Below are 23,792 nucleotides of genomic sequence, written 5' to 3' on the forward strand. Positions count from 1 at the left end.
CATGATGGTCCCGGTCCGGTGTTTCACGTGCGGCAACGTCGTCGGCGAACACTGGGAGGAGTTCAAGGCTCGCACCCGCGAGGCCGAAGAGGCCGAGGACCCGGAGAAGGTCCTCGACGACCTGGGCGTCGAACGGCACTGCTGCCGGCGGATGCTCGTCTCGCACAAGGACCTGGTCGACATCGTCGCACCCTACCAATGAGCCAATCGTACAACCGCTACGAGAAGGCCCGCATCATCGGCGCGCGAGCGCTGCAGGTGGCCTACGGGGCGCCCGTGCTCGTCGACACCGAGCAGACTCAGCCCATCCTGATCGCCGCCGAGGAGTACGACTCCGGTGCGCTGCCCTTTACGGTCCGTCGGGGTGAGCGATGACGCTCGTCACCGACGTTCGGCTGCGCCGCGTGCTCGACTCGCGGGGCAACGCCACCGTCGAGGCCGACGTGCTGACCGAGGAGGGCGGCTTCGGCCGCGCGGCCGCACCGAGCGGCGCCTCCACCGGCGAGTACGAGGCCATCGAACTGCCGGCCGCCGAGGCCATCGCGAAGGCTCGCGAGGACGCGATCCCCCGACTCGTCGGGGAGGTCCACGCGGGCAACCAGCGCGAGGTCGACGCGGCGCTGGCCGCCGCCGACGGCACCGACGACTTCTCGGGCATCGGCGCCAACAGCGCGGTCGCCATCTCGATGGCCGCCGCGAAGGCCGGCGCCAGCGTCACCGGCGCGCCGCTGTACCAGCACCTCGGCGGGACCTTCCGCGGGAACACGTTCCCGATTCCGCTGGGCAACATCGTCGGCGGCGGCGAACACGCCGCCGACGCGACGGATATCCAGGAGTTCCTCGCGGCGCCCGTCGGGGCGCCCTCCGTGTCGGAGGCCATCTTCGCCAACGCCGCGGTCCACGCGAAGGTCCACGATATCCTGATCGAGCGCGACGAGCCCTGCGGCAAGGGCGACGAGGGCGCGTGGGCGCCGTCGATCGACGACGCCGAGGCCTTCGAGATCGTCGACGAGGCGACCAAGGCCGTCGCCGACGAGGTCGGCTTCGAGATCCGCTTCGGCCTGGACGTGGCCGCCGCGGAGATGTACGACGAGGACGAAGGCGGCTACGTCTACTCCGACCAGGTCCGATCGACGGAGGAGCAGGTCGAGTACATCGCCGACCTCGTGCGCGAGTACGACCTCAAGTACGTCGAGGACCCCCTCGACGAGGACGATTACGAGGGGTTCGCCGACCTCACCGAGCAGGTCGGCGACCGTACCTTAGTCTGTGGCGACGACCTCTTCGTGACCAACACCGACCGGCTGGGTGAGGGCATCCAGCAGGGCGCGGCCAACAGCATCCTGATCAAACCGAACCAGATCGGGACGCTGTCGGACGCGTTCGACGCCATCGAGCTGGCGGTCGAGAACGCCTACGGACACGTCGTCTCCCACCGCAGCGGTGAGACGACGGACGCAACCATCGCACACCTCGCAGTCGCGACGGACGCGCCGTTCATCAAGACGGGCGCGGTCGCGGGCGAGCGCACTGCCAAGCTGAACGAACTCATCCGAATCGAGGACAACGCAGTATGAGCGGAAACGAAAACGAAGGTCTCGACGCCAGCGACTCCGAGGTCGACCCCGAGGTCGACGAGGACGCGGCGGCCGAGACAGAGACTGAGGAACCGGCCACTGGGGCCGACGAGCGGGTCGCCGACGAGGCGGCCGACGAGGAGCCGGCCGAGGAGGCCGACGAGGGGCCCGCCCTCGACGAGGACGTCATGCCCGACGACGAGGCAGACCTCCTCATCCCCGTCGAGGACTACCTGGCCGCAGGGGTCCACATCGGTACCCAGCAGAAGACCAAGGACATGCAGCGGTTCATCCACCGCGTCCGGACCGACGGGCTGTACGTGCTCGACGTGAGCATGACGGACACCCGTATCCGGACCGCGGCGGACTTCCTGGCCAACTACGACCCCGAGCAGATCCTCGTGGCGTCGTCGCGCCAGTACGGCCGCTTCCCCGCCGAGAAGTTCGCCGACGCCGTGGGCGCCCGCGCCCGCACCGGCCGCTTCATCCCGGGAACGCTGACCAACCCCGACTACGAGGGCTACATCGAGCCCGACGTCGTGGTCGTCACCGACCCCATCGGCGACGCCCAGGCCGTCAAGGAGGCTATCACGGTCGGCATCCCGGTCATCGCGATGTGCGACTCCAACAACCAGACCTCCAACGTCGACCTGGTCGTCCCGACCAACAACAAGGGGCGCAAGGCCCTGTCGGTCGTCTACTGGCTGCTGGCCAACGAGACGCTCGACCGCCGCGGCGCCGAGCCGTCCTACGGTCTCGACGACTTCGAGACCGAGATTTAACGCGCTCGTTTCGACTTCTGTTTCGAACGGTTCGACCTCGTAGCAGCCGCCGTACCGTGGTGGCGCGTCCGCACAAAGTATTACCGCCGTCAGTCCTGAGACCGGGGCATGGACGGACGGGAACGCGCCGTGTTCGGGTGGGCGGCGACGGCGGTCGTGTGGCTGGTCGGGATCCTCGCGGCCGCGCCGCTGGTGGGCGGGCACCCGCTGGCGGTCGCCGCGCAGGTCGTGATCGAGGCCTCGCCCGGGGCGGTCGCGACGCTGGCGATCGAGACGCTGGGCGCGGCCGCACAGCCCGCGCTGATGGCCGGTATCGCGATCGCGGCGGTGGCCGCCGCAGCGGGGATCGCGGCCTTCACCGAGGGGTACGGACCCACCCGGAGCCAGGAGCGCTACCTCGCCACCGGCGTCTCGATACTCGTGGTCGTCCTGACGGCCGTGGGCTTTCGGGCAGCGGGCGACGGCGTCTTCTGGCGGTGGACGCTCGCGACGGCGCTGGCGCTGGCGCCACCGGGGCTCCTCCGCCTGGCGAGCGGGGGCCACCGTCCGTCGGTGGGTCGGCGACGGACGCTCCGGAACCTCGGCGGCGCGGTCGGGCTGGCGGCAGGTGGCGCGATCGCGGCCCGGAGCCTTGGTCGACCGGCGACCTCCGGTGACGGACCCCAGCCCGGCGAGTCGCTGGACGCGGTCGCCGAGAAGCGCGACGAAGGGACGACGACCCCCGACTCCGGACGCACGGCGACGCCACCGAGGACCGGCGAGATACTCGAATCACGAAGCACGACCGAGAACGTCGTCGTCTCGGTCGCCGAGCCCGACGCGGACCCGGCGTTCGGCTACGACTTCGCGGGGATGCCGGCGGCGGTCGGGACGGCCGCCGACCACTACGTCGTCGACAAGAACGTCTCCAATCCGAGCGTCGACGCGGAGCGGTGGTCGCTGTCGGTCCGCGGCGCGGTCCAGGAGTCCTACGATCTCTCCTTCTCCGACGTAGTCACCCACCCCGAGGCTCGCGATATGACGGTCACGACGGCGTGTATCTCTAACTCCGTCGGCGGCGACCTCATCAGCACCGCCGAGTGGCGGGCGGTGCCGGTTCGGGCGCTCCTGGAGGAAGCGGGCGTTCCCGACGCCGCCGAGGACGTGGTGACGCTGGCGGCGGACGGCTACACGGAGGCGATCCCGTGGGACGCGGTGAGCGACCGCGAGGACATCGTGCTCGCAGTCGGGATGGACGGGCGAACTCTTCCGAAGGAGCACGGCTTCCCGGCGCGGCTCCTGATCCCCGGCCGCTACGGGATGAAATCGACGAAGTGGGTCGAAGCCATCGAGGTCAGCGCCGGCGACCACGAGGGCTACTGGGAGGCTCGCGGCTGGGTCGAGGAGGCCGTCGTCAACACGCTCTCGTACGTCCGCTCGGTCCAGCGCCGGGGCGACCGCGTGGCCGTCGGTGGGGTCGCCTACGGCGGCCGGCGCGGGATCGACGGCGTCGAGGTGAGCTTCGACGGCGGCGACACGTGGGCCGACGCGACCCTCGAAGATCCGCCCTCGCCCCACGCCTGGCGGCGCTTCCGCCACGTCGCCGAGTTGCCGGATTCGGGGCCGAAGGACGTGGTCGTCCGCGCCACGGACGGGACCGGCGAGCGCCAGACGAGCGAGGAAACGGGCGCTCACCCCGGCGGCTCGACGGGGTGGCACTCCGTGACCGTCTCGCTGTGAGCGGCAAAACGGGGCGCGTCGGCGGTGTACCGTGTCGGATCGAGTGGCACTTTTAAGTCACACGTGGGAGAACGGGGGCGCATGAAGGAAGGCAACACGTTCATCAACGCGCTGATCGGTGCCATCGTGACCGCAGTCGTGGGCGGGTTCATTCCGTTCGGCCCCGCGGCCGGCGGTGCGGTCGCGGGCTATCTGCAGGGTGGGACCCGCTCGGACGGGCTGAAAGTCGGCGTGTTGTCCGGGATCATCGGACTGATCCCGCTCACGGCGGTCCTGTTTCTGGCGCTCAGCTTCTTCGGGGTCATCGCCGTCGGGAGCGGTGAGGCGGCGGGGCTGGCGATCGGCGGGGTGATAGCGGTCGGCATCTTCGCGCTCGTCGCTATCTACACGGTCGGCCTGAGCGCCCTGGGCGGCTGGATCGGCAACTACGTCAAGCAAGACACGGACATCGATATCTGAGGCGAAACGGGGGACCGGTCGGCGACTTCCCGCGGCCCTTCGGAAACCATTACTTCCCCGCGGGTGCGATGAGCGGGCATGGTTACCGCGAGCGCTCCCGGGAAGGTGTATCTCTTCGGGGAGCACGCAGTGGTGTACGGCGAGCCGGCGGTGCCCTGCGCCATCGACCGCCGTGCGCGGGTAACGGTCGAGCGACGGGCCGACGACCACCTCCGCGTCCACGCCGAGGACCTCAGCCTCGACGGGTTCACCGTCGAGTACGGGGGAACGGCGAGCGGCGACCCGGACGTGGACGTGCCCCAGTCGCTCGTCGAGGCGGCGACCGGCTACGTCGACGCCGCGGTCGAACAGGCCCGCGAGGCCGCCGATGCGCCCGACGCCGGCTTCGACATCACCATCGAGAGCGAGATCCCGCTGGGCGCCGGACTCGGCTCCTCGGCGGCGGTCACCGCCGCGGGCATCTACGCGGCCGCGGAGGAGCTCGGCGCGGACCTCTCGACCGACGAGGTCGCCGAACGCGCCTACTCCGCCGAGCTGGCCGTCCAGGAGGGCAACGCCTCCCGCGCGGACACGTTCTGTTCGGCGACGGGCGGCGCCGTTCGCGTCGAGGGCGACGACTGCCGGTCGCTCGACGCGCCGGACCTTCCGTTCGTCGTCGGCTTCGACGGCGGCGCGGGCGACACGGGCGCGCTCGTCGCGGGCGTGCGCGAACTGAAGAACTCCTACGACTTCGCGGCCGACACCGTGGCCGCGGTCGGCGACCTGGTACGCAGCGGAGAGGCGGCGCTCGCGGCCGGCGACCTCGCCGAACTCGGCGAGCTGATGAACTTCAACCACGGGTTGCTGTCGGCGCTGGGTGTCTCCTCGCGGTCGCTGGACGCGATGGTGTGGGCGGCCCGCGACGCCGGCGCGCTCGGGGCGAAGCTCACGGGCGCCGGCGGCGGCGGCTGCGTCGTCGCGCTCGACGAGACCGAGGAGACCGAGACCGCGCTGCGGTATCTCCCCGGCTGCGAGGAGACGTTCCGGGCGGAACTGGACACCGAGGGAGTCCGCGTCGAATGACCACCGTGCTGAAGCTCGGCGGGAGCGTCGTCACCGAGAAGGACTCGCCCGAGACGGTCGACGAGGCCGCGCTCTCGCGGGCGGCCGAGGCGGTGGCCGACTTCGACGGCGACCTGATCCTCGTCCACGGCGGCGGGAGCTTCGGCCACCACGCCGCCGCCGAGCGCGGGGTCAGCACGGAGTCGGGGACCCGTTCGGCCGCCGATGCCCGCGCGATCCACGACGCGATGGGGCGGCTCAACGCCGCCGTCCTCGACGCGCTCCACGAGGCGGGCATCGAGGCGCTCCCGGTGAGACCGCTGTCGCTCGCCAGCCGCGACGCCGACGGCGACCTCTCCCTGCCGACGGGGAGCGCGGCGACGATGCTGGCCGAGGGGTTCGTCCCGGTGCTCCACGGCGACGGCGTCGTCCAGTCGGGGGCCGGCGTGACGGTCACGAGCGGCGACGACCTCGTCGTGGCGCTGGCCGAGAGCGGCGCGCTCGACGTGGACCGGGTCGGCCTCTGTTCGACGGTTCCCGGAGTCCTCGACGGCGACGGCGACGTGATCGCGCGGATCGACCGGTTCGCGGACGCCGCCGACGCGCTGGGGGGCAGCGACGCGACGGACGTGACCGGCGGGATGGCCGCCAAGGTGGAGAAACTGCTCGCGCTCGGGGCGCCGGCACACGTCTTCGGTCCCGAGGGTCTCGAGGAGTTCGTCGCCGGCGGGTCGCCCGGGACCGTCGTCCGCGGGGAGTGACGCGCGGTCCCACCGCGGGCGGGACGTGTCGCCGACCCGAACGGCGTAACCTATTAGGTCGGGCTATGCAATGGGGGTGATATGACATCGGTCCCCCGCCGAGCGGCGTTTCGGTACGGTTTCTACCTCTTCTCGTACTGGCTGGTACTGGTTGCCGTCTGCGCCGCGTCAGTCGCCGGTGGCGTCTGGGCGCTCACCGAGGGGAACGTCGGTGCGGCCGACGTGACCGCGGATGGGGCACAGGCGGCGGCGGGTGGCTTCGCCGTCGTCCTCGGGGTCTTCGTCTACGGCGCCGGCCAGACGGGGATCGCGTACAAGCTCGTCGCCGACGGCACGCGGGCGGGCGTCGTCGGCGCCGTCGGGCCGTCCGACGGCGGGGAGAGCGACGCGAGCGAGGAGACCGACGCGAGCGAGGAGACCGACGCGGACGCGGAGCGGGAGTCCGGATCCGGCGGGTGCGCGAGTACAGCGGGTCCGGCCCACGGGTCCGACGACCCGCTGGGCGGCGACGCGGGCGCCGACGAGCGACCGGAGCCCGAACCCCGGGAGCGGGGAACCGCCACAGCCCGGACCGGTCCGGCGGCGACCGACGGTCGGGACGACGAGCCCGCCGAACCGGCGGACGGACCCGCCGCGTCGTCCCAAGAGCCGGATCGGGAGGCGACGCGGGCACCCGGTGTCGACCCCCAGAGAGCCGACCGCGAGGAACGACCGTCCCATTCGGGTCCCGGCGGTTCGGCCGCGTCCGAGGGGGGCGACCGGCCGGCCGTCGATGCGGACGAGCCGACGACGGCGACCGACGAGAGTCCCGAGGCGGCGACCCCCGCCGACGAGTCGGACGAGACGACGGCAGACGAGTGGGTATCGCCCGGCGGCGCGAGCGACGAAGCGACCGGGGCGGACCATGCGGAGGGAGGCGAGTCCGACCCGCTCGCCGGGGACGGCGAACCCGACAGCGGAGCCCCGACCGACGGGAACGCCGGCGACGAGACGGAGGGCACCCCGGCGGCGACGGACGACGCCGGGTACCGGGCCGACGACGAATCGGGGGCCGACGACCCACCGGAACCGGACTCGGAGTCCGACACCACCGAGACGAGCGCGGCAGTCGACGACGCCGAAGGCCCGCGGGAGTCGCCGGAGGACGTGGCCAACCAGAGCGGTATCGCCGAGGAACTCGGGTTCGGGCAGGCGGGCGGTCCGGCCCGGGGGCCGGGAGACGATGCCGGCGCGGCCGAGGGTTCGGACGCGGACGCATCGGGCGACGACGGGACTGACCGGGAGGACGGCGCCGGAGCGAGTTCGGGCGGTGGTCCGGCTTCCGGCGACGACTCCACGCGGGGTTCCGGACCGGGCGCCGTGTCGGACGGACCGGCGGACGACCCGCTGGCGCCGGAGACGAACGGGGACGACCCGCTCGCAACCGACGCCGACGGGGACCCGTTCGCGCCCGGTGACGAGGACGAGCGGTCGGACCCGACGACGGTGGCCGAGGAGAACGACGCGCGGTCGGCGGCGTCGGGCGAGGCGGCAGCTCCAGCGGACGGTGCGGCTGTGCCGTCCGACGACGGCGAGGACGGCGGCGATACCGAGGGCGGAACGCCCGCCGCAGTCCCGGACAGCGCGGCCGAGGAGCCCGAACCGTTCCCGACCGACGAGGCGGGCGAATCCGACGGTCCGTTCGCTCCGGACGACTCCGGCGACCCGCTGGCTCCCGGCGGGAGCGACGACCCGCTGGCGCCCGCGGATCCCGATCCGGCCGAAAATCGAGACACGCCCACTGACGAGTCGGACGACCCGCTGGCCCAGGGCCCGGCGGACGGCGGGACCGACTCGAACGCGGTCGGTGCGGGCGAGGCCCCGTCCGAGAGCGAGGAGGGTGACGACGCCGGCCCCCCGGGAGCGGGCGTCGTCGAGGAGTCCGGCGATGGGGACACGTCCGACGCCGACGACGGCGACGAGTCCGAGGCGGACGGTGGCGACTGGACGACGGGTCCGGGCCACCTCGGCGAGGAGTGACAGCTCGCGGAGACGAGTCGCACGCTTTTTAAAACCACGCCGTATATGTGGAGGTAACCGAGCATACGGCCGCCCGGGTACGGAGTGGGCGGCCGGCTGACGCATCGGGCGCCGATGCGGACTGCGCTCCGGCCGTGCCGGTGACGCGAGAGCCGTCGGACGACTTCGAGGGCTCGCGGGTCGGTCGACCGGGACGGTTCGGAGCGGGGCAGTCACGCCAGCGTCCACTGTTCGCCGGTCGCACCGCCGTCGCGGGCGAGCCTTCCTCGGAGTGCAAACCATGGAAATCGAAATCGCAACTATCGGCGGCTACGAGGAAGTCGGCCGCCAGATGACGGCAGTTCGCGCAGGCGACGACGTCGTGGTGTTCGACATGGGCCTCAACCTCTCGAAGGTCCTCATCCACGACAACGTCGAGACCGAACGGATGCACAGCCTCGACCTGATCGACATGGGCGCGATCCCCGACGACCGCGTCATGTCCGACCTGGAGGGCGACGTGAAGGCCATCGTGCCGACACACGGCCACCTCGACCACATCGGCGCCATCTCCAAGCTGGCCCACCGCTACGACGCGCCCATCGTCGCGACGCCCTTTACGATCGAGCTCGTCAAACAGCAGATCAAGAGCGAGGAGAAGTTCGGCGTCCAGAACGATCTGAAGAAGATGGAGGCCGGCGAGACGATGTCGATCGGGGACAAGAACGAACTCGAGTTCGTCAACGTCACCCACTCCATCATCGACGCCATCAACCCGGTCCTGCACACGCCCGAGGGCGCCATCGTCTACGGGCTGGACAAGCGCATGGACCACACGCCCGTGATCGGCGACCCGATCGACATGGAGCGGTTCCGCGAGATCGGCCGCGAGGGCGAGGGCGTCCTCTGTTACATCGAGGACTGCACCAACGCGGGCAAGAAGGGCCGCACGCCCTCGGAGTCGGTCGCCCGTCGCCACCTCAAGGACGTGATGTACTCCCTGGAGGACTACGACGGCGGCATCGTCGCGACGACGTTCAGTTCCCACATCGCGCGTGTCACCTCGCTCGTCGAGTTCGCCGAGGACATCGGCCGCCAGCCCGTCCTGCTCGGTCGTTCGATGGAGAAGTACTCGGGCACCGCGGAGCGACTCGACTTCGTCGACTTCCCGGACGATCTGGGGATGTACGGCCACCGCAAGTCCGTCGACCGCACGTTCAAGCGGATCATGAACGAGGGCAAGGAGAACTTCCTGCCTATCGTGACCGGTCACCAGGGCGAGCCCCGCGCCATGCTCACCCGCATGGGCCGCGGCGAGACGCCCTACGAGATCGACGACGGCGACAAGGTCATCTTCTCGGCGCGGGTCATCCCGGAGCCGACCAACGAGGGCCAGCGCTACCAGAGCGAGAAGCTGCTGGGCATGCAGGGCGCGCGCATCTACGACGACATCCACGTCTCGGGCCACCTGAACAAGGAGGGCCACTACGAGATGCTCGACGCGCTCCAGCCCCAGAACATCATCCCGGCCCACCAGGACCTCTCGGGCTTCTCGGACTACGTCAACCTCTGTGAGAGCGAGGGCTACAAGATGGGACGTGACCTGCACGTCACGCGCAACGGCAACCTGATCCAGCTGGTCGAGTAGCATGAGCCGACAGTCCCAGGCGGCCGTCGAGCGGGCGATCGTCGCGCGCCGCGAGCGCGTCAACCAGGCGGTCCCCGAGGAGTTGCCGGTCGACGAGCCCGAGCGGCTCTACGAGGCGGCGCGCTACCTGCTCGACGCCGGCGGGAAGCGGCTCCGTCCGACCGTCGTCCTGCTGGTCGCGGAGTCGCTGGCCGACGTGGACGCCGACCCCGAGACCGCCGACTACCGGTCGTTCCCGGCCGACAGCGGGACGGTCGACGTGCTCAAGGCCGCGGTCAGCGTCGAGGTCATCCAGTCCTTTACCCTCATCCACGACGACATCATGGACGACGACGACCTGCGGCGCGGCGTCCCCTCGGTCCACCGCGAATACGACCTCTCGACGGCGATCCTCGCCGGGGACACCCTCTACTCCAAGGCCTTCCAGTACCTCGTCGAGACGGGCGCCGCACCCGAGCGCACCAACGCGGCGCTCATGGAACTGGCGACGACTTGCACCCAGATCTGCGAGGGGCAGTCGCTGGACATCGACTTCGAGTCCCGCGACGCCGTCGCCACCGACGAGTACCTCGAGATGGTCGAACTCAAGACCGCGGTGCTGTACGCGGCCAGCGCGGCCATCCCGGCCATGCTCGTCGGCGCCGACGACGAGGCCGTCGACTCGCTGCACGGCTACGGCCTCGACGTGGGCCGGGCGTTCCAGATCCAGGACGACCTGCTCGATCTCACCACGCCCAGCGAGAAGCTGGGCAAACAGCGCGGGTCGGACCTCGTCGAGGGCAAGCAGACGCTGATCACCCTCCACGCCCGCGAGCAGGGCGTCGACGTGGACGACCTGGTCGAGACTGACTCCGTCGAGGCCGTCGACGAGGCCGAGATCGAGGCCGCCGTCGACCGCCTGCGCGAGGCGGGTTCGATCGAGTACGCCCGCGAGACCGCCCGGGACCTCATCGCGAGCGGCAAGGACAACCTCCGAGTCCTCCCCGACAACGAGGCCCGCGCTCGACTGGAAGACATCGCCGACTACCTCATCGAGCGCGAGTACTGACTCGCGGTCGAACCCAACGCGGTTTTTACGCGGGGACAAGAAGTCCCTTCCAATGGACGAAGACGTACGCGAGCAGGCCGAAGAGGCCGCCGAGGTCGACGCGCTGTTCAACGCGCTGAAACACGACAGCGACGCGCAGGTCGGGGCCATCATGGGCCCGCTGATGGGCCAGAATCCCGAGTTCCGCGAGTACGGCGACGAGATGGCCGGTGTGGTGGCACCGGTCGTCCAGCGGGTCAACGGGATGGACGCCGCCGGGAAGCGCGAGCGGCTCGAAGCACTCGCGCCCGAGCGCGTCGAGGAACTGGAGGCCGAAGACGAGGAAGACGACCAGGTCCTCCCGGACCTGCCGAACGTCTCCGAGTACGACGAGGTGCGGATGCGGCTGGCCCCGAACCCGAACGGCCCGTGGCACCTCGGCAGCGCCCGGATGCCCGCGGTCATCGGGACGTACAAGGAGATGTACGACGGCTGGATGCTGTGTCGGTTCGACGACACCGACCCCGAGACGAAACGACCGGATCTGGACGCCTACGACGAGATCGTCGAGGCCGTCGACTACCTCGGCTTCGAGCCCGACGAAGTGATCAAGGCCAGCGACCGGGTCGATATCTACTACGACCACGCCCGCGAGCTGATCGACCTCGGCGGGGCCTACACCTGTTCGTGTCCGGGCGAAGAGTTCTCGGAGCTGAAGAACTCGGCCGAGCCCTGTCCCCATCGCGACAAGGACACGGAGACGGTCCACGAGGAGTTCGACGCGATGGTCGACGGGGAGTACGACAGCGGCGAGATGGTCCTGCGGGTCAAGACCGACATCGAGCACAAGAACCCCGCCCTGCGTGACTTCGTGGCCTTCCGGATGATCGACACGCCGCACCCGCGCGAGGCGGCCGCCGACTACCGCTGCTGGCCGATGCTCGATTTCCAGAGCGGGATCGACGACCATCTCACGGGGATCACACACATCATCCGCGGGATCGACCTGCAGGACTCGGCCAAGCGGCAGGCGTTCGTCTACGACTACTTCGGCTGGGAGTACCCCGAAGTCGTCCACTGGGGGCACGTCCAGATCGACGCCTACGACGTGCCGATGAGCACCTCCACTATCATCGAGCAGATCGAGGCCGGCGAACTGACGGGCTGGGACGACCCGCGAGCGCCGACCATCGCGAGCCTCCGACGGCGGGGGATCCGCGGCGAGGCCATCGTCGACGCGATGGTCGAACTCGGGACCTCCTCGTCGAACGTCGACCTCGCGATGTCGTCGATCTACGCGACCAACCGCGACCTGATCGACGAGGAAACCGACCGTGCGTTCTTCGTCCGCTCGGAGGGCCCGGGCACCGACGGCAGCGTCGAGCTGCCGGTCTCGGGCGGCCCCGAGGAGGGCGAGCCGCTCGTCCACCCCAACCACGAGGACCGCGGCCGGCGGTCGATCCCGGTCGAGGACGGCGTGGTCGTCGAGACGGCCGATCTCCCCGCGGCGGGCGAGCGGGTGTGGCTCAAGGGCTACGGCTGCGTCCGCTACGAGGACGACGAACTGGTCGCGACGGGCGACGATCTGGACGTAGTCCGCGAGGGCGACGTGGACGTGATCCACTGGGTGCCGGCCGAGGGACCGCGCCTGCGCCTGCGGACGATGGACGGCGACGTGACCGGCGTCGCCGAGCCGGGCGTCCGCGACTACGAGGTCGACGACCTGGTCCAGTTCGAACGGGTCGGCTTCGCCCGGCTCGACAGCGTGCCGTCCCGCGGCACGGACGACCCCGCCGTCGCGTACTACACCCATCCCTGACCGCTCGCGGGTCTCCGTGTCACCGGAAGTGTCCTCGAACATCTCCGCCGACCGGCTTTGGAAACCGGACCGCTTGTCGCCGACCGCGTCAGTCGGTTCGACAGACACGAACGGATTCAGAAACGATAACGTTGCATGATGTGTCATGCTCATTGGCTTTCGGGCGGGCCGTGTAACACGGAAGCGTTGTCTATATGAGCGTTATCGCCGAGATTAGCATTCCCTCGACGGAGTTCGAGCTGGGACGTATCATGGACGTATCTGATTCGGGGACGGTCGAGCTGGAGTCGCTGGTCCCGACCGGGGAACGAGCCGTCCCTTTCTTCTGGGTCTACGGTGCGGACTTCGAGGCGTTCGAGGAGACGGTCTTCGAGGCGTCGTCGGTCGAGGACCTCGTCGAGATCGACACCTACGACGACCGGGTGCTCTACACCTTCGAGTGGTCGGTCGAGAACGACGCCGTCTTTCGGACCATCCGCTCGGTCAACGCGTACATCCTCAACGCGACCGGGACCGGCGACTCCTGGCGCTTCGAGCTGCGCTTTCCGTCTCACGACGCGATGTCGACCTTCCAGGAGCGCTGTCGCGAGAGCGACATCGGCTTCGAGGTCATCCGCGTCTACAACCCGAGCAAGCCCGACCTCGGTCCGTGGTTCGGGTTGACCGAACGCCAGCGCGAGGCGATCGTCCTCGCCGTCGAGGAGGGGTATTACGACATCCCTCGCGACTGCACGACGGTCGAGCTGGCCGAGCAACTCGGCATCTCCGACCAGGCGGTCACCGAACGGCTCCGGCGAGCGATCGTCAGGCTCGTCACCAACACCATCCTCACCTCTCACGAGACCTGACGGCGGCACCGTCGGGTGCGACCAGCCGGGAGGCCGGGTGGCGAAGCCCGAAACCGAGGGGCCGTTCGGCGCCGCTCGCATCCGAACCGGCCGTCGTCGTGCGGTTCGACGGGAGCAAGGTTTACGGTGGCCCGGCCGGTGACTCTAGGTAGCCATGGCCATCGATCCGGAGTTCGAGAACAATCGTGACATCGCGGAGGAACACGAGGGGCACAACGTCTGGGGACCGGTCGAGGAACCCGAGACGCTGGGTATTCACGGCACACACGTGGCCGTCGACTTCGACATCTGTCTGGCCGACGGCGCCTGCCTCGAGGACTGTCCCGTCGACGTCTTCGAGTGGGTCGACACCCCCGACCACCCCGAGAGCGAGATCAAAGCCGACCCGGCCCACGAGGACCAGTGCATCGACTGCATGCTCTGCGTCGACGTCTGCCCCGTCGACGCCATCGACGTCGACCCCGGCCGCGCCGGCCGCATCTGAGACGACTCGGCTCGGTGGCCGACCGCCGTCACGTCCCGTCTTTTGACTGGTCGCTTTCCGAGTAGTTCCCACCTCTGCGCCTATTCCTTGGGTACGGGCATCGAGCAGTCAATTCTCGGCGAACGAATCTCGATACCGGGACGTGTCCCGAATCAGTGGTTTCGATGGACGAAAAACTTACCCATTGTCCACTCGGCTACCAAACTGTGTGATACCAATATGCATAGCGTCGTACTGACGAAAGGCGTCCCGGACTTCAGGGAGGGCCAGGTCTCGTTCGACGAGGACGGCCACCTGGAGCGGGGGAAGACGCCGACGGTGATGAACCCGAACGACAGACACGCGCTCAGGGCGGCGCTGCAGACGAAGGTCCGCAACGGGGGGACCGTCTCGCTGATGAGCATGGGGCCGCCCGGCTACATGGAGGTCCTGCAGGAGGGAATGGGAGACGTGTACGCCGACGACCTGTACCTGCTCTCGGACCGGGAGATGGGCGCCGCCGACACTTGGGCGACGGCGATGACCGCCGCCACCGGCATCCAGAAGCTCGACGACCCACCGGATCTCGTGTTCGCGGGCTTCAAGACCGCCGACGGGGAGACGGGCCACACCGGCCCCCAGACGGAGTGGTGTCTCGATATGCCGCTCGTGACACACGTCATCTCGCTCGACATCGACGAGGAAGCGGGGACTCTCCGCGCCAAGCGCCTCGTCGAGGGCGACGTGGAAGAGATCGAGACCGTCGAGGCGCCGCTGCCGGCGTTCGTCGTCGCCGACCCCGAGTTCGAGCCCACCTACCGCCGGGCCGACCACCGGCTGAAACACAAGGACCTGCGTGAGACGACCGGCGAGCGGGCCGACGAGTTCGGCGAGTACCTCGACGACGACTCAGATCTGGACCCGACCGACTGGGACCGGTTCACGATGTGGGACCACGCGGCGCTGAACCTCGACCCCGACTACATCGGGCTCGACGGCTCGCCCACCATCGTCGCCGGCGTCGACCCCATCCCCAAGGCCCCCTCAGAACGGGAGGCGACGGTGGTCGACCCCGACGACGACGCGGCCATGGAGCGCGTCGTCGACGAACTCGCGCCGTACGCCGGAGGTGACTGACAGTGCCCGAGATAGACCCCACAGACCACGAGATCGCGGATCTGGGACCGAAGATCAAGGAGGTCGACGACGCCGACGAGTTGCGGGAGATGCTGGAGCTGGAGGAAGACGGCGAGGACCGCCCGCCGGTGAAGACGCTGATCGAGAGCCGCATCGAGAAACTGGAGGAAGACGACGCGGAGGTCGACCCCGAATCGGTCGACCTCTCCGATCTGACCGTCGCGGACATCGCGAATCTGGTCCGCGGCGTCGACGACGCCGACGTGCTCCGGGAGATGCTGGAGCGCGAGGAGGCCGGCCAGGACCGAAAGACCGCGAAGGGACAGATCGAGGACCGGATCGAGTCCATCGAGGGCAGCGACGACGAGGACGGCGAGGAGTTGGAGTACGTCCCACCCGAGGAGAAACACCCCGATCTGGACCACCCTACCGCCGACAAGCAGTGGGTCGAGCGGCTCGAAGACGCCGAGTACCGCGACATGTGGGTCTACTGCGAGACCCAGCACGGCGAGCTCATCGACGTGTCGATGGAGATGCTCGGGAAGGCTCGCCAGTTGATGGACGACTACAACGATCGCTACGGCGGCGACGAGGACGGCGAACCCGAGGACGTGGTCGCCGTCCTGATCGGCGACTCCGTGGGCGATCTCGCGGAGCAGGTGATCGAGTTCGGTGCCGACCGCGTCGTCTCCCTCGAAGACGACCGGCTGGAGCGGTTCCGCCACAAGCCCTACACCGAGATTTTCTGCTCGATGGCTCGCGCGGGCGGGCAGGTCGCCGACGAGGGCCACGAGGACGTCGACTGGAAGGACTACGACGAGCCGCGGTATACGGTCTTCCCGGCGACGAACAACGGCCGGGACCTGTCGGCGCTCGTGCAGGGCGAACTCGACTCGGGGCTGGCCTCGGACTGTTCGGGGCTGTACATCGAGGAGGCGATGATCTCCAATCCCGCCAAAACCGGCAACCCCGGCGATAGCAAGGAGTTCGAGCGCATCCTGCACATGAAGCGCCCGGACTTCTCCGGCTTCGAGTACTCGACGATCCTCTGTATCGACAAGCCCTTCCGCGATTTCCACCCGCAGGGCGCCTCCGTTATCCCGGGGAGTTTCGACCTGCCCGAGCCCGACTCCGAGCGCGAGGGCGAGGTCGTCGAGTACGAGATGGATCTGGACGACGACTGGTTCGCGGTCGACGTGACGGAGTTCGACACGCTCGATTCGGGGATCGACCTGACCGGCCACGACGTGGTCGTCGCGATGGGGCGCGGTATCGGCGACAGCCCCACCGAGGGGATCGAACTCGGCCTCGATCTGGTCGACGCGTTCGACGACGCCGCCTTTGGCCTCTCGCGCGGGGTGATCACCTCCTCGTACAACTTCGAGGGCCACGTCGAGAGCTACATCGGCGAGGACCGCCAGATCGGCGAGTCCGGGCAGGTCGTCGAACCGGACGTGTACGTCGCTGCGGGCATCTCCGGGGCGATCCAGCACAAGGTCGGGATGGACGAGTCCGACACGATCGTCGCGATCAACTCCGATCCGGACGCGGATATCCGCGGGTTCTCCGACTACTACATCGAGGGCGACCTGTTCGAGGTGTTGCCCCGCCTGACCGAGGCGGTCGAGGCGGGCGAACTGGCGACGGCGGTCGCGGAGGCGAGCGACGACTGACCATGACGGACGACTACGAACACTACGAGGCAGTGGTGGTCGGCGCCGGCCCGGGCGGGGCGGCGGCGGCCGCGACACTCGCACGGAACGGAGTAGAGACGCTGGTCCTGGAACGAGGGGTCGACGCCGGGTCGAAGAACGTCTCCGGCGGCCTGATCTACGCCGAGGAGTCCTCGCCGTACACGATCGACGAGCTGTTCCCCGGCTTCCGCGAGGAGGCCAGCGACCGCGAAGTCACCGAACACTACATCCACAACGTCGCCGGGCGGGACGTGAAAACGTTCGACCTTGGTGACCTGCACCACCACGACACGGAGTGGGCCGACTCGGTGCTCCGGCGGAAGATGGACTCCTGGCTCGCCCGCGAGGTCCACGAGATGACTCGCGAGACCGGCGGCGGTCTCCTGACGGACGTACGAGTGAACGGCCTCCTGCGGGAGGGCGCCGAGATCGTCGGCGTCACCTGCGACGAACTCGCCCCTATCAAGGCCGACGTGATAATCGCGGCCGACGGCGTCAACTCCGAACTCGCCCGCGACGCGGGCCTGATGGACTGGGAGGAGCCCGACGAGTGGTTCCAGGGCGTCAAAGCCGTCGTCGACATGCCCGACGGGGCCATCGAGAACCGGTTCGATGTCGCCGAGGGCGAGGGCGTCGCACACCTGTTCTCGGGCGATCTCTTCGAGAACGTCCGCGGCGGCGGATTCCTCTACACCAACGACGACTCGCTCTCGATCGGGACGGTCTTTCACCTCGACTCCATCGCCGACGAGCGGGCCGAGCCCCAGGAACTGCTCGACAACCTGCTGACCCACCCGCTGCTGGCGGACTGGCTCGGCGACGAGTACGACGAACTGGAGTACTCGGCGAAACTCGTCCCCGATTCGAAGAAGGTGGCCCACCCGTCACCGTACCGTGACCGCTTGCTGCTCGTCGGCGACGCGGCCGGCCAGATGCAGGCCCAGGGCCCGATCATCAAGGGGATGAACCACGCCGTCACCGCCGGCGCGCTGGCCGCAGAGGCGTTCGTCGACGCCAGGTCCCGGGGCGACACGGGCGCGGCCGGCGAGCGCTACGTGGCGAAACTGGAGAACGAGGGCGTGATGGACAAGCTCAAGCCCACCCGCTACAAGACGCTCGGCAAGCTCGGCGAGGTCGGCCCGGTCGCCTCGGCGATGAACGCCGTGACCGACTCCGCGGTCGGCCGGGCCGCCGTCTCGGCGCTCGGGGACCGGGCCGAAGCGCTGTTCAATTCCCCCTTGTTGATGGGGATGCTCCCGGACACGCGGATGGGCTACGTCACCGTCCCGACGGTCATCGCGGAGGAACTCGGCGCGCCCGTCGAGGGCGTCAACACGGTCGAGCCGCCGGAACTCGACGACCGGATCGGCGACCTGACCTACGACATCGACGAGGGCAACCCTCACATCGAGCTGCGAGACAACTCCTTCGCCGCCAGCGGGACGGCCGTGACGGCCTGTCCGGTCAGCGCGAAGGACTTCGGCGGCGGCTGCTACCGCGACGAGTACGTCGGGACGAACGGCTCCGAGGAACACGTCGTCAGCCTCGACACCCAACCCTGTGTCGAGTGCGGCACGTGCGCCGTCGTCGCCGACACCGACTGGACCCACCCCCGCGGCGGCAAGGGTGTCGAGTACGAACAGGGCTGAGACGGCCGATCGCGACCGTTTAAACCGAATTCACCTGCCTATGCCATCGGAGTACCGCGCCCGCATCGACGACCTGGCCGAGGAGGCGGCCGCCGCCCGGGCGTCGTTCGACCCGCCGGCCGACCCGCCCGACGAGGAGCGCGCGCTGGCCGTCTGCCGCGAGGGCGTCGGTGCGGCCGTCGCCGTCTACGTCGACGCTCGCACGGGCGAGTGGCACCGCTTCGGCGAGGCCGAGTTCGACCGACTGGAGCGGGCCCTCAACACTCACCTCGAACTGTACGCCCGCTGTTACGGCGTCGAGATCGACCCCGACCACTCCGTCCGCACGGCCGCCGAGGCGCTGCTCGACACCCACAACGTGGTCGACGTAGCCCAGATCCTGACCGGCGTGCCCGACCGCGACGACGAGTGAGCCCGCCGGCCGACCAACCGAACCGTCCGCGAACTCGATTCTATCTCGATCGTCCGTGATAAATGCTAAGTATCGGGGAGTGGTACCGTCCCACATGGAACTAACAGCGGAGCTGTCGTTCGACCACGACGACCGGCGTGACATCTACGACTACGTCGAGCGCCACGGGTCGGTACAGCCCCGGAAGGCTCGCCGGGCGCTGGAGATGGAGCCGCGGGCGTTCGGCCACCACGTCGCCATCCTCAAGCGCGACGGCGTCCTGCTGGAGTCGGAGGGGGAGTTGCGGATCGCCTACGACGACGAACTGGAGGAGGAGTTCAGCTCCGACGGCCTGCAGGTGACGATCCGCCGCGCCCGCGAGGAGGACCTGACGGGGCTGGTAGGCGTGATCCGCCAGGCCATCGGTGGCGGTACCTACGTCGACGCCGAGACGGTCGCCGACGTGGTCGACCACGAGGAGGTACTGTTGCGACACAACGAACTGCAGTCCCGCGTGTTCTTCGTCGCCACCGTCGACGACGAGGTCGTCGGCTGGGTCAACCTCAACACGCACGAGACGGCGAAACTCGACCACACGGCCGAACTCACGGTCGGCGTCTTAGAGCGGTACCGCGGCCACGGCATCGGGAGCGAACTCCTCGAACGCGGCGTCGAGTGGGCCAGCGACAACGGCTACGAGAAGATCTACAACAGCGTCCCCGACGCCAACGAGGGCGCCATCGGATTTCTCGAAGCCCACGGCTGGGAGGTCGAGGCGGTCCGGGAGGACCACTACAAGATCGGCGGCGAGTACCTCGACGAAGTGATGCTCGCGACGACGGTCTGAACGCCCTTCGCCGCTCGAACCGGGCGATCGTGACCACCACGGTAGTCTTTTATATAGTGATCTCACAAAGTCGTACTCGATGACCGACGACGTGGACGACGACCTTGATGCGACGTTCGAGTTGCTCGCGGACCGCAGGCGACGCGCGGTGCTGCAGGTGCTCCGCACGGCGCCCCGCGGAGCGCTGGAACTCTCGGCCCTCGTCGACGCCGTCGCGACGGAGTGCGGGGAGGACCCCGACGCGCTCGCCTCGGCACTCCACGAGCGCCACCTTCCGAAGCTCGACGACGCCGACGTCGTCGAGTTCGACCGCGAGGACGGCGTCGTCACCTACGATTCTCACCCGCTCGTCGAGCGCTGTCTCGACGTGGTCCAGTCCTACCGATCCGACGAGTGGATGCGCGGCTCCTCGAAACCGGAGTCGAAGTGACCGCCGCGTCGCTCGCCCGTTGACCGTTCAGGGCCATTCGTCTTCGTAACCGTCCAGCGGGTCCGCGACCACGCCGTCCTGCCGCGCGATCACCCGCGCGTGGCCGGCGCAGACCCACCGATTGTCGGCCCAGGGGACGTGCAACTCCACGACCGCCTCGGCCTCGCAGCCGTCCTCCGCGCAATCGACCATACCGTTACTTCGAGCGCCGCGAGGAGAGTCTTTGGTGGCGTCTCACGGGAGCGTTCGACACAGCTCAGAGAGTGAGCAATTGCGGTGGCGCGCGCTGTCGCGGCGTTCATGCCGCGACAGCATCGTGCGAGGGATGAGCGAGCCGAAGGCGAGCGAAGCGGTTGGGGAGGGTCGTGGCCGTCTGCGGTGCTGTGCGGAGCGGTTGGGGCTCTTGGCGGACTGAACGGGCGAGGTGCGCTCGCGTTCGGTAGTCGCCTGAGCGGGCACTATCCGCGCGGTGCGAGGCGCGTAGCGCCTCGAAGCGAACGGCTGTGCCGTGAGCGGGCCGTGCGGAGAGCGCGGATATCCCGCCCAGCGACCGCGAGCGCGCCGAGGGCTTTCACCGCCTACTGTCGACTGCGGTCACCGCAATCCGACATCCTTCCAACCTAACTCGAACAGAAACAACCGAGACACTCGCACACAGAACTGAACGGTCGTTCGCTCGCCCTCACAGCAAGAAGACGCCGATCATGGCGACGAGGACGCCGGCGGTCAGCAGGATCTGCAGGACGCTGGAGGTGAGCATGCCCAGTAGCGTCACGCCGGCGGCGCGGGCGCTCTCCTCGATTTCGCCGCCGTCGACCAACTCCATGACGAAGACGGTGCCGGCGGTACCGAGGAGGAACCCGAGCGGGCCCCACACGAGACCGACCAGGCCGACGACGGTGGCGATCACGGTCGTCCGGGTGGAGGCCCCGCCGGCCTTCGCGGAGACGGCGCCGGCGAGCCAGTCGGTCGCGACGGCGATCAGTGCGACGAACAGCAGTCCCGAGAGGACGAAGACGTTCGGCTCGGCGAAGCCGCTGGCCCACCAGTAGACGACGACGCCGGCCAGCGAGAGGATCCCGCCCGGGACCAGCGGGGTGACGCTGCCGACGACGCCGCCGACCAGCAGGACGAACGCGACGATCACGAACAGGTCGACGGGGAGGGCGCCGAGCGCGGGGAGTTGCATCATTCGAATCGCTCCAGTTCTGCCGCGACCTTCGGGCCGCCGAACCGTGAAAGCAGCGGTCGGGTCGCTTCCCCCAGCGTCCGCATGCACTGCCCGGTGGAGTGGAAGTCCAGTTCCTCCGCGACCGCATCCCACGAGTGGCCCTGCAGCGCCTTCCGGACGAGCAGGCGCTCCTGTCTCGGTGTCAGGGGTTCCTCGCCGGGCGGACCGGCGTCGACCAGATACGCGACGGTCAGCCGCCGGAGCGGCCGCGGCGAGGTGTCGAAGATGCCGGCGCCGCCCGTCATCCCGGCGAGCAGGCGCCACTCCCACTCGGTGAGTCCGAGCTCGGGTGTCGCGTCGACGCTGCACAGCGCCGCGCGCACCACGTCGGGGTCCACGTCGTCCAGCGGGTCGGAGAGCATGGCCGCGACGCGGTCGAGGAACCACCGCGAATGGCGGTCGGCCAACGCTCGACCGGCGTCGCTGGTGGGAGCGAGCATCACCGCGGAGTACTCGCCGCTGGCGTCGTTGCGGGTCGTCGAGAGGTGGACGGTCGAGTAGCCGTTCGCTCGCCAGAAGGCCAGGAGTTCCGGCGTCGCGCCGTAGCCAGTGCCGAGCCAGTCCACGTCGTCGGCGAACTCCCCGCGGATCTCCGAAAGCAGCCGCGAGCCCAGCCCGCACGAGCGGACGGCGTGATGGGTCGCGATCCGGAGCACGCGCACCCCCTCCGGGACGCCTGCGTCCTCGTCACGGAGCTGGCTCGTCAGCACGTCGGGGATCATGTTCCCCCGCACGCGGCCGCCCTCGTACATGTGCGCCCGCAGGTCCGCGGGGAGGTCTCCCTCGCGAGCCAGCAGCGCGACCGAGACGACGTGACCCCGATAGGTGAGCGCCCGGACGGTCACGTTCGGCGCGTCGAGCAGGCGAGCCAGGTCCGACGGCTCCGTGCGGTAGTGGGCGGCGACGAGCAGCCCGAAGACTTCCCGGAGCAGGTGTTCGTCGGCGAGCAGGTCGGCGGCCTCGGGGCCGCGGTAGGCGAGCGACGGCGAGTCGCCGCGGGGATCGGTGGCGTCCGCCCCGCCGCCCGCGCCCTCGACGAGCGAGTCGACGGCGGGGCTCGCGTCGAGCAGGAGCGCGCGGAAGGCCCACACTTCCACGGGGTCGCCGGCGGCGTAGCGGATCGGGTCGGTCATCGACACGTCCGTCACGTCGAAGTCGCCGTCGTCGAGGCGGTCGCGAAAGCGCACGGAGAAGCCGCGGCCGGCGCCCTCGTAGCCGTGGACGGTCGTCGCGAACGCCGCCGCCGGGGCGTCGAGGAACCGTTCGAGCAGCCGAACGGGCAGCGCCGCGGCCTCGTCGACGACGACCGCGTCGGGGTCGTCGGGGAGTTCGGCCGCCGCCGTCGGCTTCTCGAAGCGGACGCGCCCGTGAGCGGTTTCGAGCAGCGTCGGGTCGGACTCGTCGGGGTCACCTGCGAGTGCGTCGGCGCCGACCAGCACCTCGCGAGCGCGGGCGAACACCTCGGCGGCGCCGCGGTACTGTGGCGCGGTGACGAGCACGTCCCGACCGTTGAGCGCGAGCGCGCCCGCGGCGAGGCCGGCCGCGCTGGACTTTCCGCGCCCGCGGTCGGCCTCGACGACGACGGCGTCGCCGGGCTCACCCAGCGCTTCGAGGGCCTCGACGGCCGTCACCTGGTCGTCGGTGCGACAGCGTTGGTAGACGGCGGCCGGGAACGCTGGGTCGTCGGGGACCGCCGGCGGATCCGGAGCGACTCGCGGTGCGGGGTCGGTCAGCCCGTCGCGTTCGACGGTCGGCTCGCCGGACCCGTCGTCCACGTCGACGACGGCGATGCCTGGGTGAGCGCGAAGCAACTCGACCAGCCGGCAACGGAAGTTGCCCGCAACGTCCGACACGTCGAACGGCGGGACGGCCAGCGTCTCGTCGAAGCCGTCGCGGCGGTCGGCCCACGAGTCGAGCGGCGGGACGCAGAGGACGAGCAGGCCGCCGCCGTCGACGGCGCCGACCGCGCGGCCGAGCGCGTTCGGCCGACACGCCTCGTGGCAGTCCACCACCAGCGCGCCGTGAGTCGTCCCGAGGAGGTCCCCGGCGCGAGCTGGGGGGACCCGCTCCCAGGGCGTCTCCTCCGATTCGCCGAGGTACGTTACCGCTCGCGATTCGATGGCGACCGCGTCGAGGGCGTCGGCGGCGGCCGCGCGGGTGGCCGCTCCCTCGCCGGCGAGGACGAGCAGTCGCCGTTCGTTGGTGGCGCGGGCCTCCGCGCGCAGCGCGTTCGCGACGCGACCGACGGTCATGGCTCCCGGTCCGCCGCCG

General features: G+C 69.6%; 23 protein-coding genes. 20 read left to right on the forward strand and 3 right to left on the reverse strand.

Annotated elements, in window-relative coordinates; all coding sequences use genetic code 11:
- Position 1: 1 nt before the first annotated feature.
- The 20 genes from C475_RS10150 to C475_RS10245 all read left to right on the forward strand — a co-directional run bounded on the left by C475_RS10150 (position 2) and on the right by C475_RS10245 (position 20,290).
- Complete coding sequence (locus C475_RS10150; RefSeq protein WP_006883731.1) at positions 2-202, forward strand: DNA-directed RNA polymerase subunit N; 201 nt, start codon at positions 2-4, stop codon at positions 200-202.
- Positions 199-375: a DNA-directed RNA polymerase subunit K gene (locus tag C475_RS10155; RefSeq protein WP_006883732.1), complete on the forward strand. Its 177-nt coding sequence runs from the start codon at positions 199-201 to the stop codon at positions 373-375. Before C475_RS10150 ends, C475_RS10155 begins: the two co-directional genes overlap by 4 nt.
- The gene (eno, locus tag C475_RS10160) at positions 372-1,577 is read left to right on the forward strand and encodes a phosphopyruvate hydratase (RefSeq protein WP_006883733.1); all 1,206 of its coding nucleotides are present in this window, start codon (positions 372-374) and stop codon (positions 1,575-1,577) included. The genes C475_RS10155 and eno overlap by 4 nt, the downstream gene beginning before the upstream one ends.
- Positions 1,574-2,359 (forward strand): 30S ribosomal protein S2, encoded by a 786-nt coding sequence (gene rpsB / locus C475_RS10165; protein WP_006883734.1) that lies wholly within the window; start codon positions 1,574-1,576, stop codon positions 2,357-2,359. The genes eno and rpsB overlap by 4 nt, the downstream gene beginning before the upstream one ends.
- A 108-nt stretch (positions 2,360-2,467) precedes the next feature.
- On the forward strand, positions 2,468-4,078 hold the full coding sequence (locus tag C475_RS10170; RefSeq protein WP_006883735.1) for a molybdopterin-dependent oxidoreductase: 1,611 nt from the start codon (positions 2,468-2,470) through the stop codon (positions 4,076-4,078).
- 81 nt (positions 4,079-4,159) lie between these two features.
- Positions 4,160-4,537, forward strand: coding sequence for a DUF5518 domain-containing protein (locus tag C475_RS10175; protein ID WP_006883736.1), 378 nt, complete (start codon positions 4,160-4,162; stop codon positions 4,535-4,537).
- A 78-nt stretch (positions 4,538-4,615) separates the two neighbouring features.
- Complete coding sequence (gene mvk, locus C475_RS10180) at positions 4,616-5,599, forward strand: mevalonate kinase (protein ID WP_006883737.1); 984 nt, start codon at positions 4,616-4,618, stop codon at positions 5,597-5,599.
- Positions 5,596-6,339, forward strand: coding sequence for an isopentenyl phosphate kinase (locus C475_RS10185; RefSeq protein WP_006883738.1), 744 nt, complete (start codon positions 5,596-5,598; stop codon positions 6,337-6,339). Before mvk ends, C475_RS10185 begins: the two co-directional genes overlap by 4 nt.
- Positions 6,340-6,420: 81 nt before the next feature.
- Complete coding sequence (locus C475_RS10190) at positions 6,421-8,358, forward strand: hypothetical protein (RefSeq protein WP_006883739.1); 1,938 nt, start codon at positions 6,421-6,423, stop codon at positions 8,356-8,358.
- Positions 8,359-8,638: 280 nt separating this feature from the next.
- The gene (locus tag C475_RS10195; RefSeq protein ID WP_006883740.1) at positions 8,639-9,985 is read left to right on the forward strand and encodes an RNase J family beta-CASP ribonuclease; all 1,347 of its coding nucleotides are present in this window, start codon (positions 8,639-8,641) and stop codon (positions 9,983-9,985) included.
- 1 nt (position 9,986) lies between these two features.
- Entirely contained in the window at positions 9,987-11,033 is a 1,047-nt protein-coding gene (gene idsA3, locus C475_RS10200; RefSeq protein WP_006883741.1) for a geranylfarnesyl diphosphate synthase, read from the forward strand.
- Between the two features lie 52 nt (positions 11,034-11,085).
- Positions 11,086-12,831: a glutamate--tRNA ligase gene (locus tag C475_RS10205; protein ID WP_006883742.1), complete on the forward strand. Its 1,746-nt coding sequence runs from the start codon at positions 11,086-11,088 to the stop codon at positions 12,829-12,831.
- 194 nt (positions 12,832-13,025) lie between these two features.
- Entirely contained in the window at positions 13,026-13,679 is a 654-nt protein-coding gene (locus C475_RS10210) for a helix-turn-helix domain-containing protein (protein ID WP_006883743.1), read from the forward strand.
- A gap of 154 nt (positions 13,680-13,833) precedes the next feature.
- The gene (locus C475_RS10215; protein ID WP_006883744.1) at positions 13,834-14,163 is read left to right on the forward strand and encodes a 4Fe-4S dicluster domain-containing protein; all 330 of its coding nucleotides are present in this window, start codon (positions 13,834-13,836) and stop codon (positions 14,161-14,163) included.
- Positions 14,164-14,382: 219 nt separating this feature from the next.
- Positions 14,383-15,279, forward strand: coding sequence for an electron transfer flavoprotein subunit beta/FixA family protein (locus C475_RS10220; RefSeq protein WP_006883745.1), 897 nt, complete (start codon positions 14,383-14,385; stop codon positions 15,277-15,279).
- Between the two features lie 2 nt (positions 15,280-15,281).
- The gene (locus C475_RS10225) at positions 15,282-16,952 is read left to right on the forward strand and encodes an electron transfer flavoprotein subunit alpha/FixB family protein (protein ID WP_006883746.1); all 1,671 of its coding nucleotides are present in this window, start codon (positions 15,282-15,284) and stop codon (positions 16,950-16,952) included.
- A 2-nt stretch (positions 16,953-16,954) separates the two neighbouring features.
- The gene (locus tag C475_RS10230) at positions 16,955-18,622 is read left to right on the forward strand and encodes an FAD-dependent monooxygenase (RefSeq protein ID WP_006883747.1); all 1,668 of its coding nucleotides are present in this window, start codon (positions 16,955-16,957) and stop codon (positions 18,620-18,622) included.
- A gap of 40 nt (positions 18,623-18,662) precedes the next feature.
- Positions 18,663-19,034, forward strand: a complete 372-nt coding sequence (locus tag C475_RS10235; protein ID WP_006883748.1) for a hypothetical protein — start codon at positions 18,663-18,665, stop codon at positions 19,032-19,034.
- Positions 19,035-19,128: 94 nt separating this feature from the next.
- Positions 19,129-19,860, forward strand: coding sequence for a GNAT family N-acetyltransferase (locus C475_RS10240; protein ID WP_006883749.1), 732 nt, complete (start codon positions 19,129-19,131; stop codon positions 19,858-19,860).
- 79 nt (positions 19,861-19,939) lie between these two features.
- A complete protein-coding gene (locus C475_RS10245) occupies positions 19,940-20,290 on the forward strand; it encodes a DUF7344 domain-containing protein (RefSeq protein ID WP_006883750.1) in 351 nt (116 codons plus the stop codon).
- Between the two features lie 27 nt (positions 20,291-20,317).
- Here C475_RS10245 and C475_RS24335 read toward each other — a convergent pair whose 3' ends face one another.
- The 3 genes from C475_RS24335 to tmcA form a co-directional block, all read right to left on the reverse strand.
- The gene (locus C475_RS24335) at positions 20,318-20,482 is read right to left on the reverse strand and encodes a hypothetical protein (RefSeq protein WP_006883751.1); all 165 of its coding nucleotides are present in this window, start codon (positions 20,480-20,482) and stop codon (positions 20,318-20,320) included.
- 490 nt (positions 20,483-20,972) lie between these two features.
- Entirely contained in the window at positions 20,973-21,482 is a 510-nt protein-coding gene (locus tag C475_RS10250) for a DUF456 domain-containing protein (RefSeq protein ID WP_235728448.1), read from the reverse strand.
- A complete protein-coding gene (tmcA, locus tag C475_RS10255; RefSeq protein ID WP_006883753.1) occupies positions 21,479-23,773 on the reverse strand; it encodes a tRNA(Met) cytidine acetyltransferase TmcA in 2,295 nt (764 codons plus the stop codon). The genes C475_RS10250 and tmcA overlap by 4 nt, the downstream gene beginning before the upstream one ends.
- Positions 23,774-23,792 lie beyond the last annotated feature (19 nt).

Source organism: Halosimplex carlsbadense 2-9-1 (assembly GCF_000337455.1).
GTDB classification, from domain to species: Archaea; Halobacteriota; Halobacteria; order Halobacteriales; family Haloarculaceae; genus Halosimplex; species Halosimplex carlsbadense.